The 21,842-nt window shown below is 46.9% G+C and carries 19 protein-coding genes; 6 read left to right on the plus strand and 13 right to left on the minus strand.

The genetic code is table 11. From position 1 onward, the window contains the following. Nucleotides 1–309 precede the first annotated feature (309 nt). The 10 genes from garD to blaP all read right to left on the minus strand — a co-directional run bounded on the left by garD (nucleotide 310) and on the right by blaP (nucleotide 12,225). Nucleotides 310–1,836, minus strand: coding sequence for a galactarate dehydratase (gene garD, locus M1E06_RS20175; protein WP_020450000.1), 1,527 nt, complete (start codon nucleotides 1,834–1,836; stop codon nucleotides 310–312). Nucleotides 1,837–1,924: 88 nt separating this feature from the next. Next, nucleotides 1,925–2,626 (minus strand): FadR/GntR family transcriptional regulator, encoded by a 702-nt coding sequence (locus tag M1E06_RS20180; protein ID WP_154495802.1) that lies wholly within the window; start codon nucleotides 2,624–2,626, stop codon nucleotides 1,925–1,927. Nucleotides 2,627–2,732: 106 nt separating this feature from the next. Further along, nucleotides 2,733–4,100 (minus strand): glucarate dehydratase, encoded by a 1,368-nt coding sequence (gudD, locus tag M1E06_RS20185; protein ID WP_020449999.1) that lies wholly within the window; start codon nucleotides 4,098–4,100, stop codon nucleotides 2,733–2,735. Nucleotides 4,101–4,137: 37 nt separating this feature from the next. Continuing rightward, nucleotides 4,138–5,514: an MFS transporter gene (locus M1E06_RS20190; protein WP_020449998.1), complete on the minus strand. Its 1,377-nt coding sequence runs from the start codon at nucleotides 5,512–5,514 to the stop codon at nucleotides 4,138–4,140. Nucleotides 5,515–5,554: 40 nt separating this feature from the next. Then, nucleotides 5,555–7,021 (minus strand): alpha-ketoglutaric semialdehyde dehydrogenase GucD, encoded by a 1,467-nt coding sequence (gucD, locus tag M1E06_RS20195; RefSeq protein ID WP_020449997.1) that lies wholly within the window; start codon nucleotides 7,019–7,021, stop codon nucleotides 5,555–5,557. 20 nt (nucleotides 7,022–7,041) lie between these two features. Next, nucleotides 7,042–7,968, minus strand: coding sequence for a 5-dehydro-4-deoxyglucarate dehydratase (kdgD, locus tag M1E06_RS20200; protein WP_020449996.1), 927 nt, complete (start codon nucleotides 7,966–7,968; stop codon nucleotides 7,042–7,044). Nucleotides 7,969–8,162: 194 nt separating this feature from the next. After that, the gene (gene tatC, locus M1E06_RS20205) at nucleotides 8,163–8,897 is read right to left on the minus strand and encodes a twin-arginine translocase subunit TatC (RefSeq protein ID WP_020449995.1); all 735 of its coding nucleotides are present in this window, start codon (nucleotides 8,895–8,897) and stop codon (nucleotides 8,163–8,165) included. 75 nt (nucleotides 8,898–8,972) lie between these two features. Beyond that, nucleotides 8,973–9,185 (minus strand): twin-arginine translocase TatA/TatE family subunit, encoded by a 213-nt coding sequence (locus tag M1E06_RS20210; protein WP_020449994.1) that lies wholly within the window; start codon nucleotides 9,183–9,185, stop codon nucleotides 8,973–8,975. A gap of 22 nt (nucleotides 9,186–9,207) precedes the next feature. Beyond that, nucleotides 9,208–10,959, minus strand: a complete 1,752-nt coding sequence (locus M1E06_RS20215; RefSeq protein WP_023857756.1) for an alkaline phosphatase D family protein — start codon at nucleotides 10,957–10,959, stop codon at nucleotides 9,208–9,210. 342 nt (nucleotides 10,960–11,301) lie between these two features. Continuing rightward, nucleotides 11,302–12,225 (minus strand): class A beta-lactamase BlaP, encoded by a 924-nt coding sequence (gene blaP, locus M1E06_RS20220; RefSeq protein WP_023857755.1) that lies wholly within the window; start codon nucleotides 12,223–12,225, stop codon nucleotides 11,302–11,304. A gap of 364 nt (nucleotides 12,226–12,589) precedes the next feature. Here blaP and M1E06_RS20225 point away from each other — a divergent pair, with 364 nt between their 5' ends. From M1E06_RS20225 to M1E06_RS20235, 3 genes are all read left to right on the plus strand, one after another. After that, complete coding sequence (locus M1E06_RS20225; RefSeq protein ID WP_020449991.1) at nucleotides 12,590–12,976, plus strand: BlaI/MecI/CopY family transcriptional regulator; 387 nt, start codon at nucleotides 12,590–12,592, stop codon at nucleotides 12,974–12,976. A 1-nt stretch (nucleotide 12,977) separates the two neighbouring features. Then, nucleotides 12,978–14,783 (plus strand): BlaR1 family beta-lactam sensor/signal transducer, encoded by a 1,806-nt coding sequence (locus M1E06_RS20230; protein WP_023857754.1) that lies wholly within the window; start codon nucleotides 12,978–12,980, stop codon nucleotides 14,781–14,783. 93 nt (nucleotides 14,784–14,876) lie between these two features. Continuing rightward, entirely contained in the window at nucleotides 14,877–15,413 is a 537-nt protein-coding gene (locus tag M1E06_RS20235; RefSeq protein WP_020449989.1) for a GNAT family N-acetyltransferase, read from the plus strand. A 42-nt stretch (nucleotides 15,414–15,455) separates the two neighbouring features. On the opposite strand, the gene M1E06_RS20240 is transcribed toward M1E06_RS20235, so the two are convergent. Continuing rightward, nucleotides 15,456–16,391: a DNA-binding domain-containing protein gene (locus M1E06_RS20240; RefSeq protein WP_020449988.1), complete on the minus strand. Its 936-nt coding sequence runs from the start codon at nucleotides 16,389–16,391 to the stop codon at nucleotides 15,456–15,458. 6 nt (nucleotides 16,392–16,397) lie between these two features. After that, a complete protein-coding gene (locus tag M1E06_RS20245; protein WP_025810837.1) occupies nucleotides 16,398–17,726 on the minus strand; it encodes a sensor histidine kinase in 1,329 nt (442 codons plus the stop codon). A gap of 388 nt (nucleotides 17,727–18,114) precedes the next feature. Here M1E06_RS20245 and M1E06_RS20250 point away from each other — a divergent pair, with 388 nt between their 5' ends. From M1E06_RS20250 to M1E06_RS20260, 3 genes are all read left to right on the plus strand, one after another. Then, nucleotides 18,115–19,098 carry a glutaminase gene (locus tag M1E06_RS20250; protein ID WP_020449986.1) on the plus strand — a complete coding sequence of 328 codons (984 nt, stop codon included), beginning with the start codon at nucleotides 18,115–18,117 and terminating at the stop codon, nucleotides 19,096–19,098. Nucleotides 19,099–19,121: 23 nt separating this feature from the next. Further along, complete coding sequence (locus M1E06_RS20255) at nucleotides 19,122–20,552, plus strand: alanine/glycine:cation symporter family protein (protein ID WP_020449985.1); 1,431 nt, start codon at nucleotides 19,122–19,124, stop codon at nucleotides 20,550–20,552. Between the two features lie 132 nt (nucleotides 20,553–20,684). Then, nucleotides 20,685–21,083 (plus strand): ribosomal maturation YjgA family protein, encoded by a 399-nt coding sequence (locus M1E06_RS20260; protein WP_020449984.1) that lies wholly within the window; start codon nucleotides 20,685–20,687, stop codon nucleotides 21,081–21,083. A 441-nt stretch (nucleotides 21,084–21,524) separates the two neighbouring features. Here the strand turns inward: M1E06_RS20260 and M1E06_RS20265 are convergent, their stop codons facing one another. Then, the gene (locus M1E06_RS20265; RefSeq protein WP_125897644.1) at nucleotides 21,525–21,743 is read right to left on the minus strand and encodes a hypothetical protein; all 219 of its coding nucleotides are present in this window, start codon (nucleotides 21,741–21,743) and stop codon (nucleotides 21,525–21,527) included. Nucleotides 21,744–21,842: the final 99 nt, after the last annotated feature.

Here is a 21,842-nt window from a genome sequence, read left to right on the forward strand (position 1 = left end):
TATTAAACCTCCAAGGGCTTTTAAGTTAAGCTGCAAGCACTTCATTTTAATGCGAATGACATGCTTGAAAATGATACTTTTTTATGTTACAACATGGAATAAATTAGATAAATAGGAAATAAGAATCACCACCCTGCAAATCGTATGCCGGCCCTCTGAAAAAACAGGCAGTATGGTTGATGCGCCAAGATTCCGAAAGGTACTGCGGTTTAGTTTACCAAAGAGGAAATATGAAAAAAGAACCACTTTATACTTCTTGTTAAAAACGAGTTCACAATTAAAAAAGCACCTTATCAAGGTGCTTTTCGATCAAGTCACAGGCGCGGGGTTGAACAAACACAAGTCATTGGAGAGCCCCCAATGTTCCGCCCATGTTTTCCTTCCGCTTGCGACGTTAAGGATCGTCCTGAAAATTTCCCAGCCGACTTCTTCTATTGAAGCTTCACCTGTTGCGATCCGTCCAGCGTTAACGTCGATTAAATCGCGCCAATCTTCTGATAATGACTGCCGGGTTGCCACTTTCATAACCGGAGCCATTTCAAGGCCGTACGGCGTTCCTCTTCCGGTTGTAAATACTTGCAAATGCATGCCCGAAGCCAGTTGCAGGGTGCCGCATACAAAATCGCTTGCAGGTGTCGCTGCAAAAGTGAGTCCCTTCTGTACAGCCATTTCACCTGGCGCGAGTACGGCATTGATCGGGCTGCTTCCCGATTTCGCGATCGAGCCGAGCGATTTCTCAACCACGTTTGCCAGCCCGCCCCTTTTGTTCCCTGGCGACGGATTGGCGCTTCGGTCTGATTCGCCTCTTTCCAGATAGCGGTCATACCAAGCCATTTCCCGAATCAGGGCGCGGCCGACTTCTTCATTGACAGCGCGCGGTGTTAAGAGATGAACGGCATCGCGGACTTCGGTGACTTCCGAAAATAAAACCGTGGCCCCTGCCCGGACGAGTAAGTCGGCCGCATATCCCGCCGCGGGGTTTGCGGTCACTCCTGAGAAAGCGTCGCTGCCACCGCACTGAAGGCCAATCACCAGGTCTGAAGCGGGACATGTTGTCCGCTTCCGTTCATTCAGCCTTTTTAAGCGCTCTTCGGCCATTTCCATAATCGATTGTATCATTTGCTCAAACCCTCGCCGTTCCTGCAATGAAAGAATGTTTTCAGCGTCTCCTTCCGGCTCTATCCTCGTCGGAAGGAGCTTCTCGCAGCCGAGTCCGATCACCATCGCTTCCCCGCCGAAATTAGGGTGTCTGGCGATATTTTGAATCGTTCGGATCGGGATTTTGGCTTCCGGCGCATTAATCGCCACACCGCAGCCGTACTGATGATTTAATGCAGCGACACCGTCAACGTTCGGATATTTTGGAAGCAGTTCCTCTTTAATTCGTTTAACTGCGTAATCGAGAACGCCTGCGACGCATTGCACGCTTGTCATAATGCCAAGCACGTTTCTCGTGCCGACGCTCCCGTCTTCATTCCGGTATCCTTCAAATGTGTACCCTTCAAGAGGGGGAGCGGGTTTTGGAACTTTGTTGGCGATGGGCAGTTCATCGAGCGGCGGAGCTTCCGGAAGCATGATATGCGACTCGGAAATCCCCCCGCCTTTTTCGATTGGTTTGACGGCATAGCCGATAACCTCACCGTAGCGAATAACGGCTCCGCCCTGTGTAATGTTCGTTAAAGCCACTTTATGACCTTGAGGTATCCGCTCCTGCAGTTTAAGCCCGCAAGGAAACACCGTCCCTTTCGGCAGTCCGCCGGCATTGACGATGATTGCGGTATTGTCTTTTTCGTTCACCTTAATGTACAGCGGGGTTTCAGTTTGATTGACAAGCATAAGTATTGATCAACTCCCCTTTTCGATCAGCGCCTTTCCACAGCCCTTCTCCCGCTGCGGCACATGTTAGAAAGCGCTGTCAAACAACTTAATGATTGTTTTTTTCATCACGAAGACCATTCAGTATTTTGTCACGTACAAATTTTAAGTGCTCATACATATGGTGATAGGCTTGATATGGGTCCCTTTGTTGAAGGGCTTTCAAAATATTCGTATGATATTCGACAGTCCGGTCCCTTTCCCTGTATGGAATCTGGCTGTCGATTTTGGCGTGTGTGATCAAGAGTGATTGAATCATGCCCTCAAGCACCGGGTTGTTCGCGCTCAAAGCGATAATCCGGTGAAATTCTTTATCTGCTTCTCCATAATGATTATCCGTGCTGTTTGCAATGATATCGATCGTTTCCTGCAGCCTTTCGAGCTGACTGTCATTGATCTTTTCTGCGGCGATCGTGACAAGCCCGAGTTCCAGCGCCATCCTCGCTTCAATAATGGCCGGCAAATTATCAACCGCCAAAGCCAGCATGACAGAAAACGGCTGGATGCCGATTTTATCATTAAAATACGTGCCGTCCCGGGTTTTTCTTTTAATAATTCCGAGCGTTTCGAGTGATATTAAAGCTTCGCGGAGAACGGGTCTGCTCACATTCAGCTTTTCCATGAGCTCGATCTCCGTCGGCAGTTTGTCCCCCGGTTTCAATTGGCCGCTTGATAATAAATGGACGATTCGTTCTACAACCTGTTTCGCCAATGTCTTGCGATTGACTGATTCGACCTGCAATGTTTCCATATCTTCTTCCACGACTGTGGGCCCCCTTTCAGTTGTTCATATTGTAAGACAAAATATCGCGTATGACAATGTCGGCTAGGGGCCTCTCAAACCGCTGTTTCCGCAATTAACGAACAAGACAAGGACGTTTAGGGTCGAAACGCCAATTTTCAATCAAAAACTGCATGGCAACGGCATCATTTCGCTCGCCTGCTTTCATTTTCTCATACCGTTCATTTGCTTTTTCCACCTGTTCCATGTCGATTTCAATGCCGAGCCCCGGCTGATCAGGAACTTGGACATACCCGTCAGCAATTGAAAAAGGCTGTTTTGTCAGACGCTGTCCATCCTGCCAAATCCAATGCGTATCAATCGCCGTGATGTCGCCGGGAGCTGCTGCGGCAACGTGGGTGAACATGGCCAATGAGACGTCAAAATGGTTATTGGAGTGAGAACCCCACGTCAGCCCCCATTCATGGCACATTTGGGCAACGCGGACAGATCCCTGCATCGTCCAGAAATGCGGATCTGCCAGCGGTATATCAACAGCGTGCAGTTGTATCGCGTGTCCCATTTGCCGCCAGTCTGTCGCAATCATATTCGTCGCTGTCGGAATGCTTGTCGCACGGCGGAATTCGGCCATGATTTCCCGACCCGAGTATCCGGCTTCCGCTCCGCAAGGGTCTTCCGCGTAGGCGAGCACATCCCGTTTTCCCTTACAAAGCGCAATCGCTTCTTCCAATGACCACGCGCCATTCGGGTCAAGGGTGATTCTCGCCTCGGGAAACCGTTTTGCCAAAGCGGATGCCGCCTCGATTTCTTCTTCTCCCGAAAGGACGCCGCCTTTTAATTTAAAATCATGAAAACCGTATCGTTCTTGAGCTGCTTCAGCAAGACGGACGATCGCCCCGGGTGTCAACGCTTCTTCGCGGCGGAGGCGGAACCAATCGTCACTTGCCTCTTGCTCACTAATATAGGGAAGCGTTGTGCGCTTTCGGTCGCCGATGTAAAACAAATAGCCGAGCATCTTCACTTTTTCCCGCTGCTGGCCTTCCCCCAAGAGCGACGCTACAGGGACGCCGAGAAATTTCCCGAGCAAATCGAGCAAAGCCGCTTCCAATGCGGTCACTGCGTGTATTGTCGTCCGCTGGTCAAAGGTCTGCACCCCGCGTCCTCCGGCATCCCGGTCTTTAAAACGACGCCTGACAGACTGCAAAATCGATTGAACAGCGCCGAGCGGCTGACCGATGACAAGCGGCTTCGCCTGCTCCAGCGTCTGGCGGATCCGTTCGCCGCCCGGAACTTCGCCGACACCGAGAGCGCCTGATGAATCTTTTAAAATCACGATATTCCGTGTGAAAAAGGGGCCGTGAGCTCCGCTTAAATTCAAAAGCATGCTGTCGCGCCCTGCCACGGGTATGACCTGCATATCAGCAATTGACGGTGTTTGCGATGCTTTCTCCTCTTTTACATGCTGGTGGATGTTTGTATTCATATCGATTTAGCCTCCCTCTTGTTAAAGCGCTTACATTTCATGTGGATAAAGTGGTGTCCGCAGGGTCTTCCTCTTTCTGCAGTTCGATGCGCTTGATCGGCCCGACGAGAAACAGATAACTTAATACCGCGGCAATCGCGTTGGCACCGACAAACACAAGCGCTCCGTTAAATGAGCCTGTCGCATTCACGATATATCCGATGATAATCGGTGTCGTGATGGACGCAATATTTCCGAAGGTGTTGAAGATGCCGCCGCTCAAGCCGGCACACTCCTTTGGCGAGGTATCTGACACAACCGCCCAGCCCAGCGCGCCAAATCCTTTTCCGAAAAAGGCAAGCGACATGATGGAAACGACCAGCCAAGATGAATCTGCATAGTTGCATACGATCATTGAGCAGGACATCAGCATGCCGAGGATGATCGGTGTTTTTCTGGCAACCGTTATCGAGCAGCCCTTTTTCAAAAGGAAGTCTGACACGAACCCGCCCAGCAATCCTCCTAAAAATCCGCAGATTGCAGGAAGCGATGCGACAAAACCCGCTTCAAGGATCGACATGCCGCGTGCCTGAACGAGATAGACCGGAAACCAGGTCAGAAAGAAATAGGTCAACGTTGTGATGCAGTATTGGGCGATATACACCCCGAGCAGCATCCTGCTTCTTAAAAGCTGCTTAATGTAAGGCCATTGGGACTCCTTTTCCTTCTTTTCCGCGTTCTTTCCCTCATCCATCGAGACAAGCGCGCCGCCTTCTTCGATGTACGCCAGTTCGGCGGCATTGATTCTCGGGTGTTTTTTGGGTTCGTAAATCGTTTTCAGCCAAATAAACGACATCGCAATCCCCAGAGCACCCATAATGACAAAAACCGTATGCCAGCTGAATGAGTGGGCGAGCCACCCCATCAGCGGTGAAAAAATGACAAGTGCAAAGTACTGCGCCGAGTTGAAGATCGCCGATGCTGTTCCGCGTTCAGAGCTTGGAAACCAGGAAGCCACCACCCGGCCGTTGCCCGGGAAGGACGGCGCTTCTGACAGACCGACGAGAAACCGGAGCGCAAATAAAAGGATAACGGCCGTTCCCGCGGCGAAAAAGCCAAGCGTTCCCTGCAAAAGGGTAAACAATGACCAAAAGAAGATGCTGGCGGCGATGATGATTTTCGACCCAAAGCGGTCGAGCAGCCAGCCTCCGGGAATTTGGCCGACAACATACGCCCAGCCAAATGCGGAAAAGACATACCCCATCGCCACCGAACTCAGCCCAAGCTCATGCTGCACAGAATCGCCGACAATCGAGAGTGTCGCACGGTCGGCATAATTAATGGATGTGACGAGAAACAGCATAGACACGACAAACCAGCGGACAGAACTTCTTTTCCCCGCGGTATGGGGGGAGGCTGCACGATTTTTTTTCATAGCATCTTCTCCTTTATTCATTTGTACCGAAACGATTGATTTACGGTTTGAAAAATACGGTTTTCACAGCTGTAAAAAATTCTTTTGCTGCCTCCCCCTGTTCCCGTGAATGTGAGCTCGATTGTTTAACGCCGCCGAATGGCGCCTGCAGTTCGACACCGGCGCTTTCGGCGTTGACGCGAATGAGCCCCGCTTCAATTTCATCTATGAATGACAGCATCCAGCCGATGTTTTGCGTAAAAATGGAGGCGCTCAGGCCAAATTTGACGTCATTGGCCGTCTCCAAAGCTTCCTCAAGTGTATCCGCCTTGATTAATGCGATGACCGGGCCGAAAATTTCTTCTTGGGCAATCGTCATGCCGGAAGTGACATTGTCAAAAATGGCTGGCCTGATATAATAGCCGTTTTCGTATTTTCCATCTGCCAGCCTATCGCCGCCGAAAATGAGGTCCGCTCCTTCTTGCTTTCCTTTTTCAATATAGGACAGGCAGTTGTCAAGCTGCTGTTTGTTCGCAATCGGTCCCATCCAGACATCTTCTTTTAAGCTGTCGCCGATTGTAATTTCTTTTGTTTGTTGAAGCAGCTTTTCTTTAAACCGGTTATAAACACCGTTTAAGACGATGACGCGGCTTGTCGCCGTACACTTTTGACCCGTCGACCGAAACGCTCCGCTGATGACCGCTTCAACCGCACTATCAAGGTCGGCGTCATCTGCTATGATCACCGGGTTTTTGCCGCCCATCTCAAGCTGATACTTCGCCCCTCTTTCAAACGCCGTCCGGCCGATAATTTTTCCGGTTTGGTTCGACCCTGTAAATGTAATTCCGTTCACATCCGGGTGTTCGGCAAGCCTTTGGCCGGCCGATGATCCTGGCCCTGTCACCGCATTGACCACGCCTGACGGAATCCCTGCTTCTTCAAAGCACGAGATAATTTTAAGGCAGGTGACTGCGGTTTCTGTAGCCGGCTTGATGACGACCGTGTTTCCATAGATGAGGGCAGGCGCCATTTTCCAAATTGGGATGGCAATGGGAAAATTCCAAGGCGAGATGACGCCGACGACACCGAGCGGCACCCTGTCGGTGTACATGAAAGCGGATGTGTCGGTGGAGGGAATCACATCGCCCGTTTTCCGCATTCCCTCTCCGGCATAGTATCTGAGAATCGCGATTCCCCGCGCTGTTTCTCCTTTTGCTTCAGGCAGTGTTTTCCCCATTTCACGCGTCGCACACTCGGCAATTTCATTGAGGCGCTGTTCCATGATATCAGCGGCCTTGTAAAGAAATTGACCGCGCTCCGCTCCCGACAGCTTTCTCCAAGCCTTTTTGGCCTGCTTGGCCGCTTCAACCGCCCGGTCTACATCCGCAATCGAAGATTTTTGCACAAGCCCGACGATATCCCGTGTATCTGCCGGGTTCAAGCTCTGTTCCATCCCGCCCGATTCAGCCTTCACCCAGCGGCCGTTGATAAAGTTAAAATACGTTTTATTTTCAGCTGCAACAGACATCTTCAAATTCCTCCTTTTGTTTATAGGGCAGCGGTCGTTTTCGGATAACGCCCCATCGCGTTTTTCAGAATGTTTTCGAGCTGCCGGCAATGTTCTTTTTCCACCGGAACGATCGGCGGTCTCGCCGTGTTTTTCACATGAAGGCCCATGATTTCCATACCGGCTTTGATCAAAGACACGGCATAGCCCTTCCGAAGTTTGCGGATCTCGTTAATCGGCATGATGACATGCTCATAAATCTCTTTGACAAGCTGGTCGTTGCCGTTTAATAATGCCTCATAAAACATCCTTGAAATATGAGGAATATAATTGGATATCGCCGAAGAATAAGACGTGAAGCCAATCGGAGCATAGGCCGGCATCGTGACTTCAGCCATCGGCATTCCGTTGAGCCAGCCCAGCCTGTCTCCTATCGTATACGACAAACTGATATTCAACGCCATATCCCCTATGCCGTCTTTGAGCCCGACAAGCTGCTCGAGATCGGTCAGCCGCTGAATCTGTTCAAGTGTCAAAACCGCATTGTCTCGCTGATAAATGATGGCGTTTAAATCCGTGCTTTCAATGATTGTTTTCGTATACTGATAGAGGCCTTCCTGCTCTCCGTGTATCAAGTATGGCGGGAGAATCAGATAGCCGTCAGCCCCTTTTTCCTCGGAAATCCGCGCCCATTCCAAAGCGGTGCTCAAGTTGCCGCCCACTCCTGTGTAAACAGGCACCTTCCCGCCCGCCGCCGAGACGGCAATTTCGACCATTTGCTCATATTCCTTTGCGCTGAGAGACTGAAATTCTCCTGAGCCGCAAGCGATAAAAACCGCCTCAAGCCCTTCATCCAATAAAAAGCGGATGTTTTCGTAAAGTGCTTCTTCCTCCAGTTTTCCTTCCTTGTTGAAGGGTGCCACCGGGAAACCTAATATGCCTTCCGGCGCCTTCCGTAATTGACTCATCTCCGTCATCCCCCTGTCGTTCATTTCCTGAGAAAGCGTTATCATTCAGTTGAAATGCGATGTTTCTGTTTTAGAAAACCCCTCCATTCATCTTTTTGTTTAATTGTAAGACAAATAAACAAATTGTCAATATCATTATTTTCTGATTTTTTTATATCAAGCAAAAAAAAAGAGACTGAAGACACGGTCCGTCTTCAGCCTTGGGCCTCAGCCCCTGGTTGCACAGCGGTTTTTTTTCGGTAAATCAATGCCGATAAAGAGATGCTTAATTCGTATAATACAAGCAGCGGGACGATCACCAACACATCCGAGATAAAATCGGGCGGTGTGATCACAACTGATACGACGATCAGCGCAAAATAAGAAATTTTTCTCATTTTACTGAGCTTGGCCGGATTTAAAATCCCGAGGCTCGTTAAAAACATCACGATGAGGGGCATTTCAAACAAAAACCCGAATGGCAGTGTCAGGTTCATCATAAAGCGAAAATAATGCTCCGCCGTAAACATCGTTTGAAAATGGCCGGCGGATAATCCGATTAAAAACTGAAGAACGAGCGGAAAGAGCACAACATAACCGAATACAATCCCTAAAATAAAAAAAGTGAACAGCCCCGGAATATAAAATAATGCCGTCCTCCGTTCGCGGTCGGTCAGCGCAGGCGCCACAAACCGCCATGTCTGAAAAGCGGCCACCGGTATGGTGGCTGCGACCGCCAGCACCCCCGCAATCATCATATATACCCAAAGAATATCCCCCGGCCCCAGTACAGCAAGCTTTTCATCAAGGTCTCTGATCAGCCAGTCATAGATGTCCTGAACAAACAAAAAGCCGGTGATGAGAAACAGAATAAACGTCAGAAGCGTTTTAATGATTCGCTGGCGCAGCTCTTCAAGATGGGCAATCAAATGTGTTTCCCTTTTTTTCACCTTCGACTTCCTCCCCTTCACATGCTAAACAGAAAAAAAGAACAGACGGGTTCACCCGCCCGCTCTATTGATCATCTATTTTGCCGATGGATCGCTTTGCTTTTTCACATTAGTCTCTTGTCCGATCTCATTGTCATCGGCAGATACTAATGACTTTGTCGCGCTTTTGAATTCGGTCAGCGTTTTTCCAAAAGCCCGGCCGATTTCCGGAAGCTTTGAAGGCCCGAAAATGATCAGCGCAATTACCAGAACCAGGATGAGACCCGGAATACCGATATTTGAAAGCATTTTGCTGTCATCCTTTCATTGATTACTGGGTTACTTTTTTCTCCTTTTGCTTCACTTGCTTCTGATGGGCTCTTGTATGTGCGAGGAAACGGTCTTCTTCGACTTCGTTTGACTTCTTCACGCCTCCAGGCACAATGTTGGAAGCGGTCCGTTTCAGCCCTGTGTAGTCTTTATGATAAACATAGGAAGCTCTTGTCGAAATCGCGGCACCCGGTTCTGTCACATATGGGACCACGCGGTAATCTGTCCGCCATTCTTCCGGTGTGACCGTACAGCGCACATAGCCGCGGTAATCATTGAAAAACTTTATATGAGGATTGTTCGATAAAATCTTATCCGTATCCGCTCTTTTATCAGCGCCGTTTCCTCCAGATGTAATTGACGTCCCGACGAATTCCACACCGAAGATGTCCGATTTTGGATTGTCAAAGTCAACGAGCAGGTTATTTGCCCAGCTGGCATGCACATCACCGGTGAGGACGACGATGTTGTTCAGTTTTTGAGATTTGATGAAGTCGATCACCCGCTTGCGCTGAGCGGGGTATCCGTCCCACGAATCCATGCTGTAAATCGGCGCCGCGCTTGTCCCAAAGTTCCATTGCGCAAAGAAAATCTGCTGTGCAATGATGTTCCAGTGCGCCCCGGAACGACTCAGGTTGTCAAACAGCCAAGCCTCCTGTTCGGCTCCAAGCAGTGTCCGCTTCGGATCATTCGATTCATCAGAAGGAGGCTTATTGCCATCTCCATTGGCTTGGTCATCGCGATACTGACGGGTATCAAGCACGCTAATGTCCGCCAGATTTCCATAGGAAAAATTCCGGTACAATTGCATATCAGGACCGTTCGGCAGGGATTTGCGGCGGAGCGGCATATGCTCGTAATAAGCTTGGTATGCGGCGGCGCGCCGTTTAATAAACGCTTCTACTGACTGGCCTTTTTCAGGGATGACATTCGCATAGTTGTTCTCCACTTCATGGTCGTCCCATGTGACAACCCACGGGAAAGCGGCATGCGCGGCTTTCAAGTTTGCATCTGAACGGTATTGGGCATGGCGGTTTCGGTAATCAAGCAGCGACATGATTTCAGGACCGCTGTGTGTCCTGACATTGCCTGTTTTTGAAACATATTCATTCGGACCGTACTCATAAATATAGTCGCCGAGATGAAACACAAGATCGAGCTTTTCCTTCGCCATATGCTGATAGGCGGTATAATAGCCGTGTTCGTACTGCTGGCATGAAGCAAAAGCGAATGTGAATGTAGCAACATCTGCCCCTGCCGCCGGAAGCGTTTTTGTCTTGCCGACGGGGCTCAGCTGGCTGCCGCATTTAAAGCGGTAATAGTACACATGATTCGGTTTCAGTCCGGATACCTCAGCATGTACCGAATGTGCAAGGTGCGGTGTCGCTTTTTCGGTTCCCCGTTTGACGATACGGCGGAAGCGTTCGTCTTCCGCGATCTCCCATTTCACGGATACAGCTTCATTCGGCATCCCGCCCCCGTTTAGCGGATCGGGCGCCAGCCTTGTCCACAACACGACGCTGTCAGAAAGCGGATCTCCCGATGCTACGCCAAGTGTAAACGGATATTCGGAGAATGTCGGTGCTGCATTGACTTCCATTGCCCCCATCGATTGTGCAATTGCAAGTCCGAGCGAAAGCCCGGCTATTTTGCCGGCCCCTTGAATAAAACGGCGGCGGTCAAACGTATTGTCCTTGAGGCTTTCCTCGCTCAGCTTTTTCATCCATTCCTCCAGCGGTCCTTCATGTGTCATTCGTATTACCCCTCTCTATACAAATGATTGATCGGGTTCTATTATAGGCAGAGTTTATTAACGAACTGTAAAGTATTGTAAACAGGAGGAGAGACGCGGTTGATGGTCCATCAAGTCGCACCGCCAATAGATGTGTCGAATTTTGTCACAATCCAACCCATTCGCCTATGATTTCGACAAAAACCCGGTCCTTTCCCGCAGACCGATTTTCCCGTTTTTCTTCACATGATCTTTAAAGAGAGAAAACAAAAAAAGCCCACACCATTGCCGGACAATGATATGAGCTTGATCACCAAGTGACTTTATGTAAGATGATGTTTTGACGGATTCATCGCAATGTTTTTATTTGCCGTTCATGTTTAAGGCTTTCATTACCACCTTTGTTGCCTCTGCAATAAGTTTATCATCATACTTGGCGTCCTTTTTATCCCTGCTGGATAATACTGCAAGAACGACAGGATCTCCTTTTGGCGGCCAAATGATGGCAATGTCATTCCGGGTTCCATATGATGCCGCTCCAGTTTTATCAGCCACTTCCCAACCGTCCGGCACACCGGCACGGATTAAGGCGTCTCCAGTGGTATTTCGTTTCATCCAATCGATTAAAAGCTCGCGTTTTTCACTTGGAAGTTTATCTTCAAGAGCAAAGGCTCGAAGGCTTGTGACAAGTGCTCTTGCTGTACTGGTATCCTGAGTTTCACCCGGATTCACTTCATTTAACTCTGGTTCGAATCGTTCGGGATTTGTAACCTCATCACCAATCTTCCTCAGTTCCTTTTTCAAACTTTCAGGTCCGCCAATTTGTTTAAGAATGAGATTCTGTGCCGCATTGTCACTATATCGAAGCGAAGCATCCGCAAGCTCTTTGAGCGTCATTCCCGTATCAACGTGCTTTTCCGTAATCGGGTTGTAGTTTACAAGATCATCACGTGTATATGTTATTCTCTGGTTCAGATCTTCTATTGATTTCTGTTGCAAAAGCACGCCTACAGTTAAAGCCTTAATCGTCGAAGCAAAAGCAAAACGCTCATCCGGCCGATACGCTACCGTCCGGTTTGTACCTGTATCCAATGCAAAGATCCCGAGTTTTGCATCAAATTGTTCCTCAAGTTTTGCAAAATCATCTTTCATCTCCGTCTTTTCATTCTTCTCGGCAGGTTGCGAGGCATTCGTTTGATTGTTAGCGCATCCTGCAAGCGCGACGCAAGAGAAAAGCAACACTGCTGCAGCCTTTTTCAGTTTTAAAGTACTGAACCATAATTTCATCAAAATCGTCTCCCTCCGTTTGAATATTTGATTGATCGTAACCAGATGAAGCACTCTTTCCACTATCCCTATAGTGTTATGGCTTGAACGATCACGAAACAATAATTGGTACGTACGATCTTTCAGCCGACTCAAACATCAAATCTTACAAATGTAGTCTTTGAAAGTATTACATATGTAAGATTTAAATGCAACCGTTTTTTCGGAAGGAAATGATGACCTCGTTTCCACCGGGGACAAATGAACGGAGGGAAGTGATGGAATTAAAAATGCAGAAACTGCATGTTCACTCCAGTTAAATTGACTTCTTAAAATGGCAAACCTATAATGAGAGTATTACATTTGTAAGTATAGGATGATTAAAATGAAAAAAATACCTCAAATCTCTGATGCGGAATTAGAAGTGATGAAAGTCATCTGGAAGCATTCTTCGATCAATACCAATGAGGTAATTAAAGAGTTATCCAAAACCAGTACATGGAGCCCTAAAACCATCCAAACCATGCTGCTGCGCCTCATTAAAAAAGGCGCATTAAACCACCATAAAGAAGGACGGGTTTTCGTTTACACACCAAATATAGACGAAAGTGATTATATAGAGGTTAAGAGTCACAGTTTTTTAAACCGGTTTTACAATGGAACTCTTAATTCGATGGTATTAAACTTTTTGGAGAATGATCAGCTGTCAGGTGAAGAAATTAATGAATTGTATCAAATATTAGAAGAACATAAGAACAGAAAGAAGGAATGAAATGAGCAGTTCTTTCTTTATTCCCTTTTTGGTTAGTCAAATTCTATTGTCTCTGTTTTTTTCTATCATCTTACTCATTAAAAAACTGCTCAGGACTCAAATCACTGTAGGCACCCACTATTATATTAGCGTGATTTCTCTTTTGGCATTGATCGCTCCTTTTATTCCCTTTCATTTTCTAAAAAGCCATCATTTTGACTGGATTCTGAATTTAGGAGGAGCTCAATCGGCCTTATCCCAAACCCACTCCACAGACAAGACGACAGAAGCAATCGGCCAACATGTAAACTGGGTGCAGGACTTTTCGTTGTCGATTGAACAATCGTCTTCCAAAATGATAGATTCAGCCTTTTTCGCAGTTTGGATATTGGGCGTTGCCGTTATGCTTTTGGCTACTCTTTATAGCAATCTAAAAATCGGCAAAATAAAAAAGAACCTGCAAATTGTTAACAACAAAGAGCTATTATCCCTTTTTCACACATGTAAAGAGGAAATACGCTTTCATCAAAAAGTCATTTTGGGCCGTTCTCCATTGATAAAATCCCCCATTACATTTGGGGTCATTCGTCCATATATTATCTTGCCAAAAGATATTTCAATGTTTTCAGCCGACGAAATGAAATGTGTTTTGCTTCATGAACTGTACCATTGCAAACGAAAAGATATGCTTATCAACTATTTTCTTTGCCTGTTGAAAATCGTCTATTGGTTTAATCCTCTCGTATGGTATTTATCAAAGGAAGCGAAAACGGAGATGGAGATTTCTTGCGACTTTGCCGTATTAAAAACGCTTGATAAAAAGTTGCACCTCAAATATGGCGAGGTGATTTTAAAATTCACTTCAATTAAGCAAAGAACATCGTCTTTGTTAGCCGCTTCTGAATTCAGCAGCTCATACAAACATATCAAAAGACGGATTGTTACAGTTGTCAACTTTCAGACGGCATCACCTTTGCTAAAGGCGAAAAGCGCCTTAGTGTTCACTCTTGTTCTTGGGGCCATATTAGCCGGTACTCCTTCTGTGTCTATATTGGCCATGCAAAAAGAAACACGCTTTTTACCCGGCACCAATGTAGAATACGAAGATTACAGCACTTTTTTTGATAAATTTTCAGCCTCAGGGGGCTTTGTCCTGTTTAATTCTAATAGGAAAAAGTATACAATATACAATAGGAAAGAAAGCACCTCCAGATTCGCACCTGCTTCCACCTACAAGGTGTTTAGCGCATTGCTCGCACTGGAATCCGGGATCATCACGAAGAACGACTCTCACATGACTTGGGATGGGACTCAATATCCGTATAAAGAATGGAATCAAGACCAGGATTTATTCTCTGCGATGAGCAGCTCCACAACATGGTATTTTCAAAAATTGGACCGGCAAATTGGGGAGGATCATTTACGTCATTATCTCAAATCTATACATTATGGAAATGAGGATTTTTCAGTCCCAGCCGATTATTGGCTGGATGGCTCTCTTCAAATTTCCCCACTTGAACAGGTCAATATATTAAAAAAGTTTTATGATAACGAATTTGATTTTAAACAGTCTAATATTGAAACTGTGAAAGATTCAATACGTTTAGAAGAATCAAATGGCAGGGTTTTATCCGGTAAAACCGGAACCTCGGTAATCAACGGGGAACTCCATGCCGGTTGGTTTATCGGGTATGTAGAAACTGCCGATAATACTTTTTTCTTTGCTGTTCATATTCAAGGTGAAAAACGGGCTGCCGGAAGCTCCGCTGCCGAAATTGCACTTTCCATTTTAGATAAAAAAGGGATTTATCCCTCCGTTTCCCGATAACAGTTTACTTTTTATTCTATGAACATGAATGATGCGCAAATCGATGAATGGTCCTTTCACATTCCTAATAATACGGAACTTGGAGGCAAGAACATGGAAACCCTTTATACAGAAAGATTGACTTTGAGAAAAATGGAATTGGAAGATGCAGATGTCCTCTGTCAATACTGGTCAGATCCGGAAGTCACAAAATATATGAATATCACGCCTTTTACAGACGTCTCACAGGCGCGGGACATGATCCAAATGATCAATGATTTAAGCCTTGAAGGGCAGGCAAACCGCTTTTCAATCATTGTGAAAGAAACGGATGAAGTCATCGGGACGTGCGGTTTTAATATGATCGACCAGGAAAACGGCAGAGCTGAAATCGGCTATGACTTAGGGAGAAATCATTGGGGAAAAGGCTTTGCTTCCGAAGCTGTTCAAAAGCTGATCGACTACGGCTTTACAAGCTTGAACCTCAACCGGATCGAAGCGAAGGTAGAGCCCGAAAACACGCCTTCAATCAAACTCCTCAACTCGTTATCCTTTCAAAAGGAAGGACTGCTAAGAGATTACGAGAAAGCGAAAGGAAGACTGATTGACGTATACATGTTTTCGCTGCTGAAAAGAGAATACGCTGGGTAACCGGCATGCAGAAGAGCTTCCTCTAAGGTGAGGAAGCTCTTTTTAACCCCTTTTTCCGGCGCTTTCGCTCAACCGCTTGGCTTCCAAAAAGAAAACCTGAATAAATTTCTTCGTGTTGACGCGGGCGGACGGCAAGGCGGCGGCAGAGTCTTTCTGCAGCTCTTTCATTTTTTTGCTGATGACAGTAAAGTCAAAAAAACGGGACGCATAGCTTTCAAACCGCGGATTTGAAAAATCTGTTAAACCGAGTGATGCGAAATGGTTTAGCGAATGGCTGACCGCCCGCCGTATCCGCTGCTCAGACGCTTTAATCTCCCTGTTGATCTCCACGGGTGAAGCAGCCGGCCCGAGCTTTTGCTCGGCAATCTGATGAAAAATCTGTTTGAGCGGCGGAAAGTCCTTTTCATATAATGAAGTCTGTTCATCATCAAACAAATACTGAAGGATGGCGAGTAAATCCTGGGACCCGCTCTCCCCGACGATTCCGAGTTCAGAAAGGAGAAATTCGCCCGTTTCCTGAATGCTTTTTTCCCTAAAGCCGTTTTTTCGTCCGCTGCCGAGACTCACGAGCCGGTTCAGCGAAGATTGTATGTCATGGATCGACCTTTCCAGCTCGATGCGCTCCTTGACTTTTTGAATGACGTTCAAGATTTCAATGCGGTTAATCGGTTTATGTATATAATATTCAATCCCCAAAGAATAGGCTTCACCGATCATTTCCTTCGATTCCACCTGGGAAATCATGATGATCTTCCCTGAGAAAGCGCCATACAAATGACGAACCGTCTCAATTCCGTCGCGGAGCGGCATTAAAAGATCGACAAACAAAATATCAATTTGCTGCAAATTCAGGACGTGGCCTTCCAAATCGCAGCCGTCTTCCGCTTCTCCGGCCACTTCTCCCAAATCTTCGTCTTCAATGATTTGTTTTAAAATCGATCGCACAGCACGGTCATCATCTGCAATAAAAAAACGCACAGGCCTTCACCCTTTCTGAATCAATTGTTGGACCGGAAGTCTGATCGTAAACACAACACCGCTTGCATCACTCTGAAATCGAATGCTCCCCCCGAGCTCCTCGACAGTTTCCTTCACATAAGACAAACCGATTCCGGTTGAAGGGGTTCCGAATTCATCATATTTTGACGTGTATCCCGGCTCAAACACCACATCCCCGACTTTCTCTGGAATGCCCGGTCCGTCATCTTCCACGCGGCATTCCAGCATGTCATCGGCGCGCCTATAGAGGCTGAGGCGGATGGAGCCCTGTCTTTGAATCGCTTCCACCGCATTCGCCATAATATTATTAATCACGGACAATACAGTATACACGTGGTATTTTGGATGTTCTCCGCCTATCGAATAATGAAAGTCAATGTCTTTTTCGAGCGATTCGGCATACTTTCGATTAATGCCGGTCACAAGCCGGACCAGATCTTCTGCCGCCATGTAGTCTCTGAAGCTTTCTTTCGAAATTAGTTTTGAAAGCCCGGCGAAGATGCGCTGGTTGTCTTTTTTGACCTCGTGGATTTCACCGGCGAGGCGCAGCACCTTCTGGCTGATCTGCCGGACAGAGGAATTGTTATCGCTCTGTCTATTTAAGAGCCTGTACAGCTGATAGGATTCGTTCGTAATCTCTTCAGTATTCTTCAACGTCTTTTTCAAATGAACGGTTTCTTCGTATAAATTTGAAACGATCATCAGCATGTGCTCATTTTGTTCGCGGATCTGCTTTTCCCGCGATTGCGTTTCATACAGCTTCATGACATTAAAAAAGCTCAGCACAATAAAGCTGTGGGAAAAAGCAATCGCCATCATGTCGCGGATCTTTCCCGGGGTGACGGTAGACTCGAACATCATATATTGAACGACCAGTTCGGCTCCATCGGCAATCAGTTCAATTCCGAAGCCCAGAAACCCGATGTAGAGCGGGCGAAATTGAAATCGCTTCACTTTTGCCAAGTAGAATAGAAACGCATATGTGAAATAAAAGAAAAAAGTCGGATAATGGTGATAAAAGGATGACAACCAATCGATCTGCCCCGGGCCGAATGCATCAAGCAGCACCCGAAACCCGACGACGGCCGCTCCCGTTAAAAAGCCGGACAGCACAGCCGGGACATTCCGCAGCAGCAACAAAAGAAAGAAAAAAGTTGGAACGCCGAAGCTGACCCGGAAGGTCTCGTTCAACGGATAAAACTTCAGCTCTCCTGCGAGCGGCACCGTTAACATCATCACTGTTAAGATATAGCCGTCTTTCTTTACAAGCCGGGCCGCCTGCTTCATCACGCTTCCCCAATTTCCACCCATCATGCTGATCCTCCATTACAAACGTGTTGCTTTATTTTGACTTTAACCGCACGTTTTCCGCAACTCCCATTTTACCCACAGTCGATTTGATTTTTAAATCAATTGGCTTATTTTTTAAATATTTTTGTCGCTTTTTGTAGGTTTATGTAGGTTCTATTATAAATTGAATGTATATTTTCTCTATTTGAAAACGCTTATATTTTCCCGCAACTCACTCCCTTGCGCAACCCAAACCCCTTTTCCCAGGAAAGAACAGGCTTTAAAACAACTTGTGCGGCAGAGGCTTATACCCCTTTGCCTTCTGCCGCCATGCCCTAATCACCGCTTTTTAGAGCCTCGTATTTTTTCAGCAAACCTGCAAGCTTTAACAGGTCAGATTGGAGGAAATTCGATGAATGAAGTATTGGAAGAACGCTATGACGCCCGCTTCTGGCAATCCCGCCTTGAAGATTTGGTTGAACATTACCGTCCTTTTTCCGCAAGCGGACGCAACGCCGAATACATTCCCGCTTTAGGAAAAATCGACTCTAACCAGCTCGGCATCTGTGTGATCGGTTCTGATCAAACGGTGATCAAAGCAGGAACTTGGGACGTATCATTCACACTCCAGAGCATCTCAAAGGTGGTCAGCTTTATCGCAGCGTGTTTGACGAAAGGGATTTCTTACGTATTAGACCGTGTTGATGTAGAACCGACGGGAGACGCGTTCAATTCAATCATCCGCCTTGAAATGCACAAGCCGGGAAAGCCGTTTAACCCGATGATCAACGCCGGAGCGCTGACCGTTGCGTCGATCCTACCCGGTGAATCGGCACTGGAAAAAATGGAGTCGCTTCATGAAGTCATTGAAAAAATGATTGGAAAACGGCTTGAAATCAATGAGGAAGTATTTCGGTCAGAGTGGCAAACCGCCCATCGGAACAGAGCATTGGCCCATTATTTAAAGGAAACCGGCTTCCTCGAAGCAGACGTCGAAGAAACGCTTGAAGTCTATTTGAAGCAATGCTCCATGGAAGGAAGCACTGAAGACATCGCCTTGATCGGCATGATTCTCGCAAATGACGGATATCACCCTCTCCGCCAAGAGCAGGTGATCCCGAAGGATGTCGCCAGGCTGACAAAAGCTTTAATGCTGACGTGCGGCATGTACAATGCTTCAGGAAAATTCGCGGCCTTTGTCGGCATTCCGGCAAAGAGCGGCGTCTCCGGCGGAATCATGTGCGCGGTGCCTGCCAGCATGAAAAGAGAACAGCCTTTTCGGCATGGATGCGGCATCGGCATCTACGGTCCGGCGATTGACGATTACGGCAACAGCATGACGGGCGGAATGCTGTTAAAACATATAGCCCGTGAATGGGATCTCAGTATTTTTTAAAATCACAAAAAAGAGGTGAAAGCATGCAGCAATTCCTTCAAGAAGTCATTGTTGTCACAAATGATTTTCTTTGGTCAAAACTATTAATTATTATGCTTCTGGCTTCAGGACTGTTTTTTACTTTTAAATCGAAGTTCTTTCAAGTTCGCTTGCTGAAAGACATGTTCCGGGTTTTAAAGGAAGGAGCACCCGACAAAAACGGAATCTCTCCTTTTCAGGCTTTTTGCATTAGCATGGCCGCGAGAGTAGGCACAGGAAATATTACGGGGATTGCGATCGCCATTGCCTTGGGCGGACCCGGCGCTATCTTTTGGATGTGGATCATCGCCATCATCGGTTCGGCGTCAAGCTTTGTCGAAAGCACGCTGGCGCAAATTTATAAAATAAAGGATAAAGACGGCTTCCGCGGCGGCCCTGCTTACTATATGGAAAAGGGTTTGAAAAAACGCTGGATGGGTGCGCTGTTTGCCGTCTTGATTACATTATCCTTCGGAATCGTGTTTAACGCGGTCCAGTCCAATACGATAACGGTCGCTTTTGAAAACTCATTCGGCACAGACCGTCTTACACTGGGGATTATCATTACGATTGCCTTCGGCATCATTACCTTCGGCGGTATCAAACGGATCGCCAAGCTGTCCGAATATATTGTCGTATTTCTCGCCGTCTTATATATCGGCGTCGCCGTTTTTGTCATGCTGATGAACATTACGAAACTGCCGGACGTCATCTCTTTGATTGTCGGTCATGCGTTTGGCCTTGAACAAGCGGCAGGCGGAGCCATCGGCGCAGCGCTAATGAACGGAATCAAACGCGGCCTCTTCTCAAATGAAGCCGGGATGGGCAGCGCGCCGAATGCAGCAGCCGCAGCGACAACGAGCCATCCTGTCAAACAGGGTCTTGTCCAGGCTTTAGGGGTTTTCACGAGCACTTTGGTGATTTGTTCAAGCACAGCTTTTATCATTTTGTTTTCCGATGCGTATCAAGAACCGGGGCTGAGCGGAATCGAGTTGACGCAAGCATCGCTCAGCACGCACATCGGAGCATGGGCCTCAGGCTTTCTTGCCATTATGGTGTTCCTGTTTTCTTTCAGCACCTTAATCGGAAACTACTACTATGGAGAAACGAATATCGAATTCCTGCACACGAACAAAGCATGGCTCTTCATTTACAGAATCTGTGTGCTTGCGATGGTTATCTTCGGATCGGTATCAAAAGTCCAGCTTGTGTGGGACCTCGCCGACTTGTTCATGGGCTTGATGGTCATCGTCAACTTAATCGCGATTTTCCTGCTGTCAAAAGTGGCATTTGCCGCCTTGAAAGACTATGTGAAACAGCGAAAAGCTGGAAAAGATCCGGTCTTTTATAAAGATGTTCTTGAAAACCATGAAGGCGTCGAATGCTGGGAACGCTCCGGCACCGAACAAAAAACCGAAAGCAAAAATGCGATATAACACAAGCCGCCGTATCCGGCGGCTTTTTTCGTTCATTTTAAACCGTCCAAAATAATAAAACGTTTTTCCTCTTGTATCCGTCATGTCTCCGAAGATTTACTTCACCTGCTTTGGCAGAAAAGGGGTCCAGCCATGAATATGAAAAGAAGCCGTATCCGCCGGCTTGCGCTGATATTCGCAGCGATGGCGGCGGGGCTTGCTTCAAGAAAGGCGGCCGATATGCTGCCGGACATCGTGAATGCCTATTTAGGGGATGCGCTGTGGGCGCTGATGATTTTCTTCGGCGCAGGCTTTTTGTTCAAAAACGCGAAGACAGCTTCAGTGGCGCTGATTGCGCTCGCGTTTTGTTTTTTAATCGAATGCAGCCAGCTGTATCACGCTCCATGGATTGATGATATCAGAGCCGTTCCGCTCGGCGGACTCATTCTCGGTTATGGATTTTTGTGGAGCGATTTATTGGCTTATGTGCTCGGCGTTTCCGCAGGTGCCGCGGGCGAAAAGCTGTTTCGCAAACGAAAAAGACAGCCGTAACGCTGTCTTTTGGGGAATATTTACGCACTTTGATTTTGAGTCTTTTTACAGTTTAAAACAAACATAGCAAGTCCGATAATAAGAAGGATGGGTCCAATGAGTAAAGCACGGTACAGGCGATTATTTCCTGTATTCGGCAGCGGGTTGCCTCCTGTTTTTTTTGACATGTCCAATGTCTCTATCCTTTTTGGCAGGAGGAGCTGCGGTATTTGTCTCTTCCTTATGATTTTCTACCGCATGCTTTACGATTTGCCCATCTTTTTTGAGTTTCAAATTCGAACGTCTCTTCATTTTAAATAGATCCCTTCGGGGCAATCGTTTCCGTGTGTGTCAAAGCGAGCGATCCCGTTTTCATCGTTTTTTCTCCTTGCAATTTCTGCGCATTTTTCGTTATGACTGTGGCAATAATAAAAAGCCGGCAACAGAAGAGAAGCGCTAATATTATTCGTTAAGCTGTATGATGACGGTTACTAATGCAGCCAACATCAAAAGAATGATAATGGCGAAATAAGTCCAAAGAATGGAAGTAAAGGGATTGAGCGGCCTTTTTGTCCTCTCATTCCAGTTTGCGTTTTTACGGTTATTGGATTTGAGTTGTGCCAGCTGAAATATATTTAAAAACACAGATATAACTAATGCAACTGCCAAAGATAGATTCAAAGTTTCAACCTCCCTTAAAATAAGTCGAGGAGTCATCCAAGGCAAGCTGACCGTAAATTTCCTCCTCTAAATGAATCATTTCCTTTGTTTTTTTAGAGA

It is taken from the genome of Bacillus sp. AK124 (assembly GCF_053903085.1).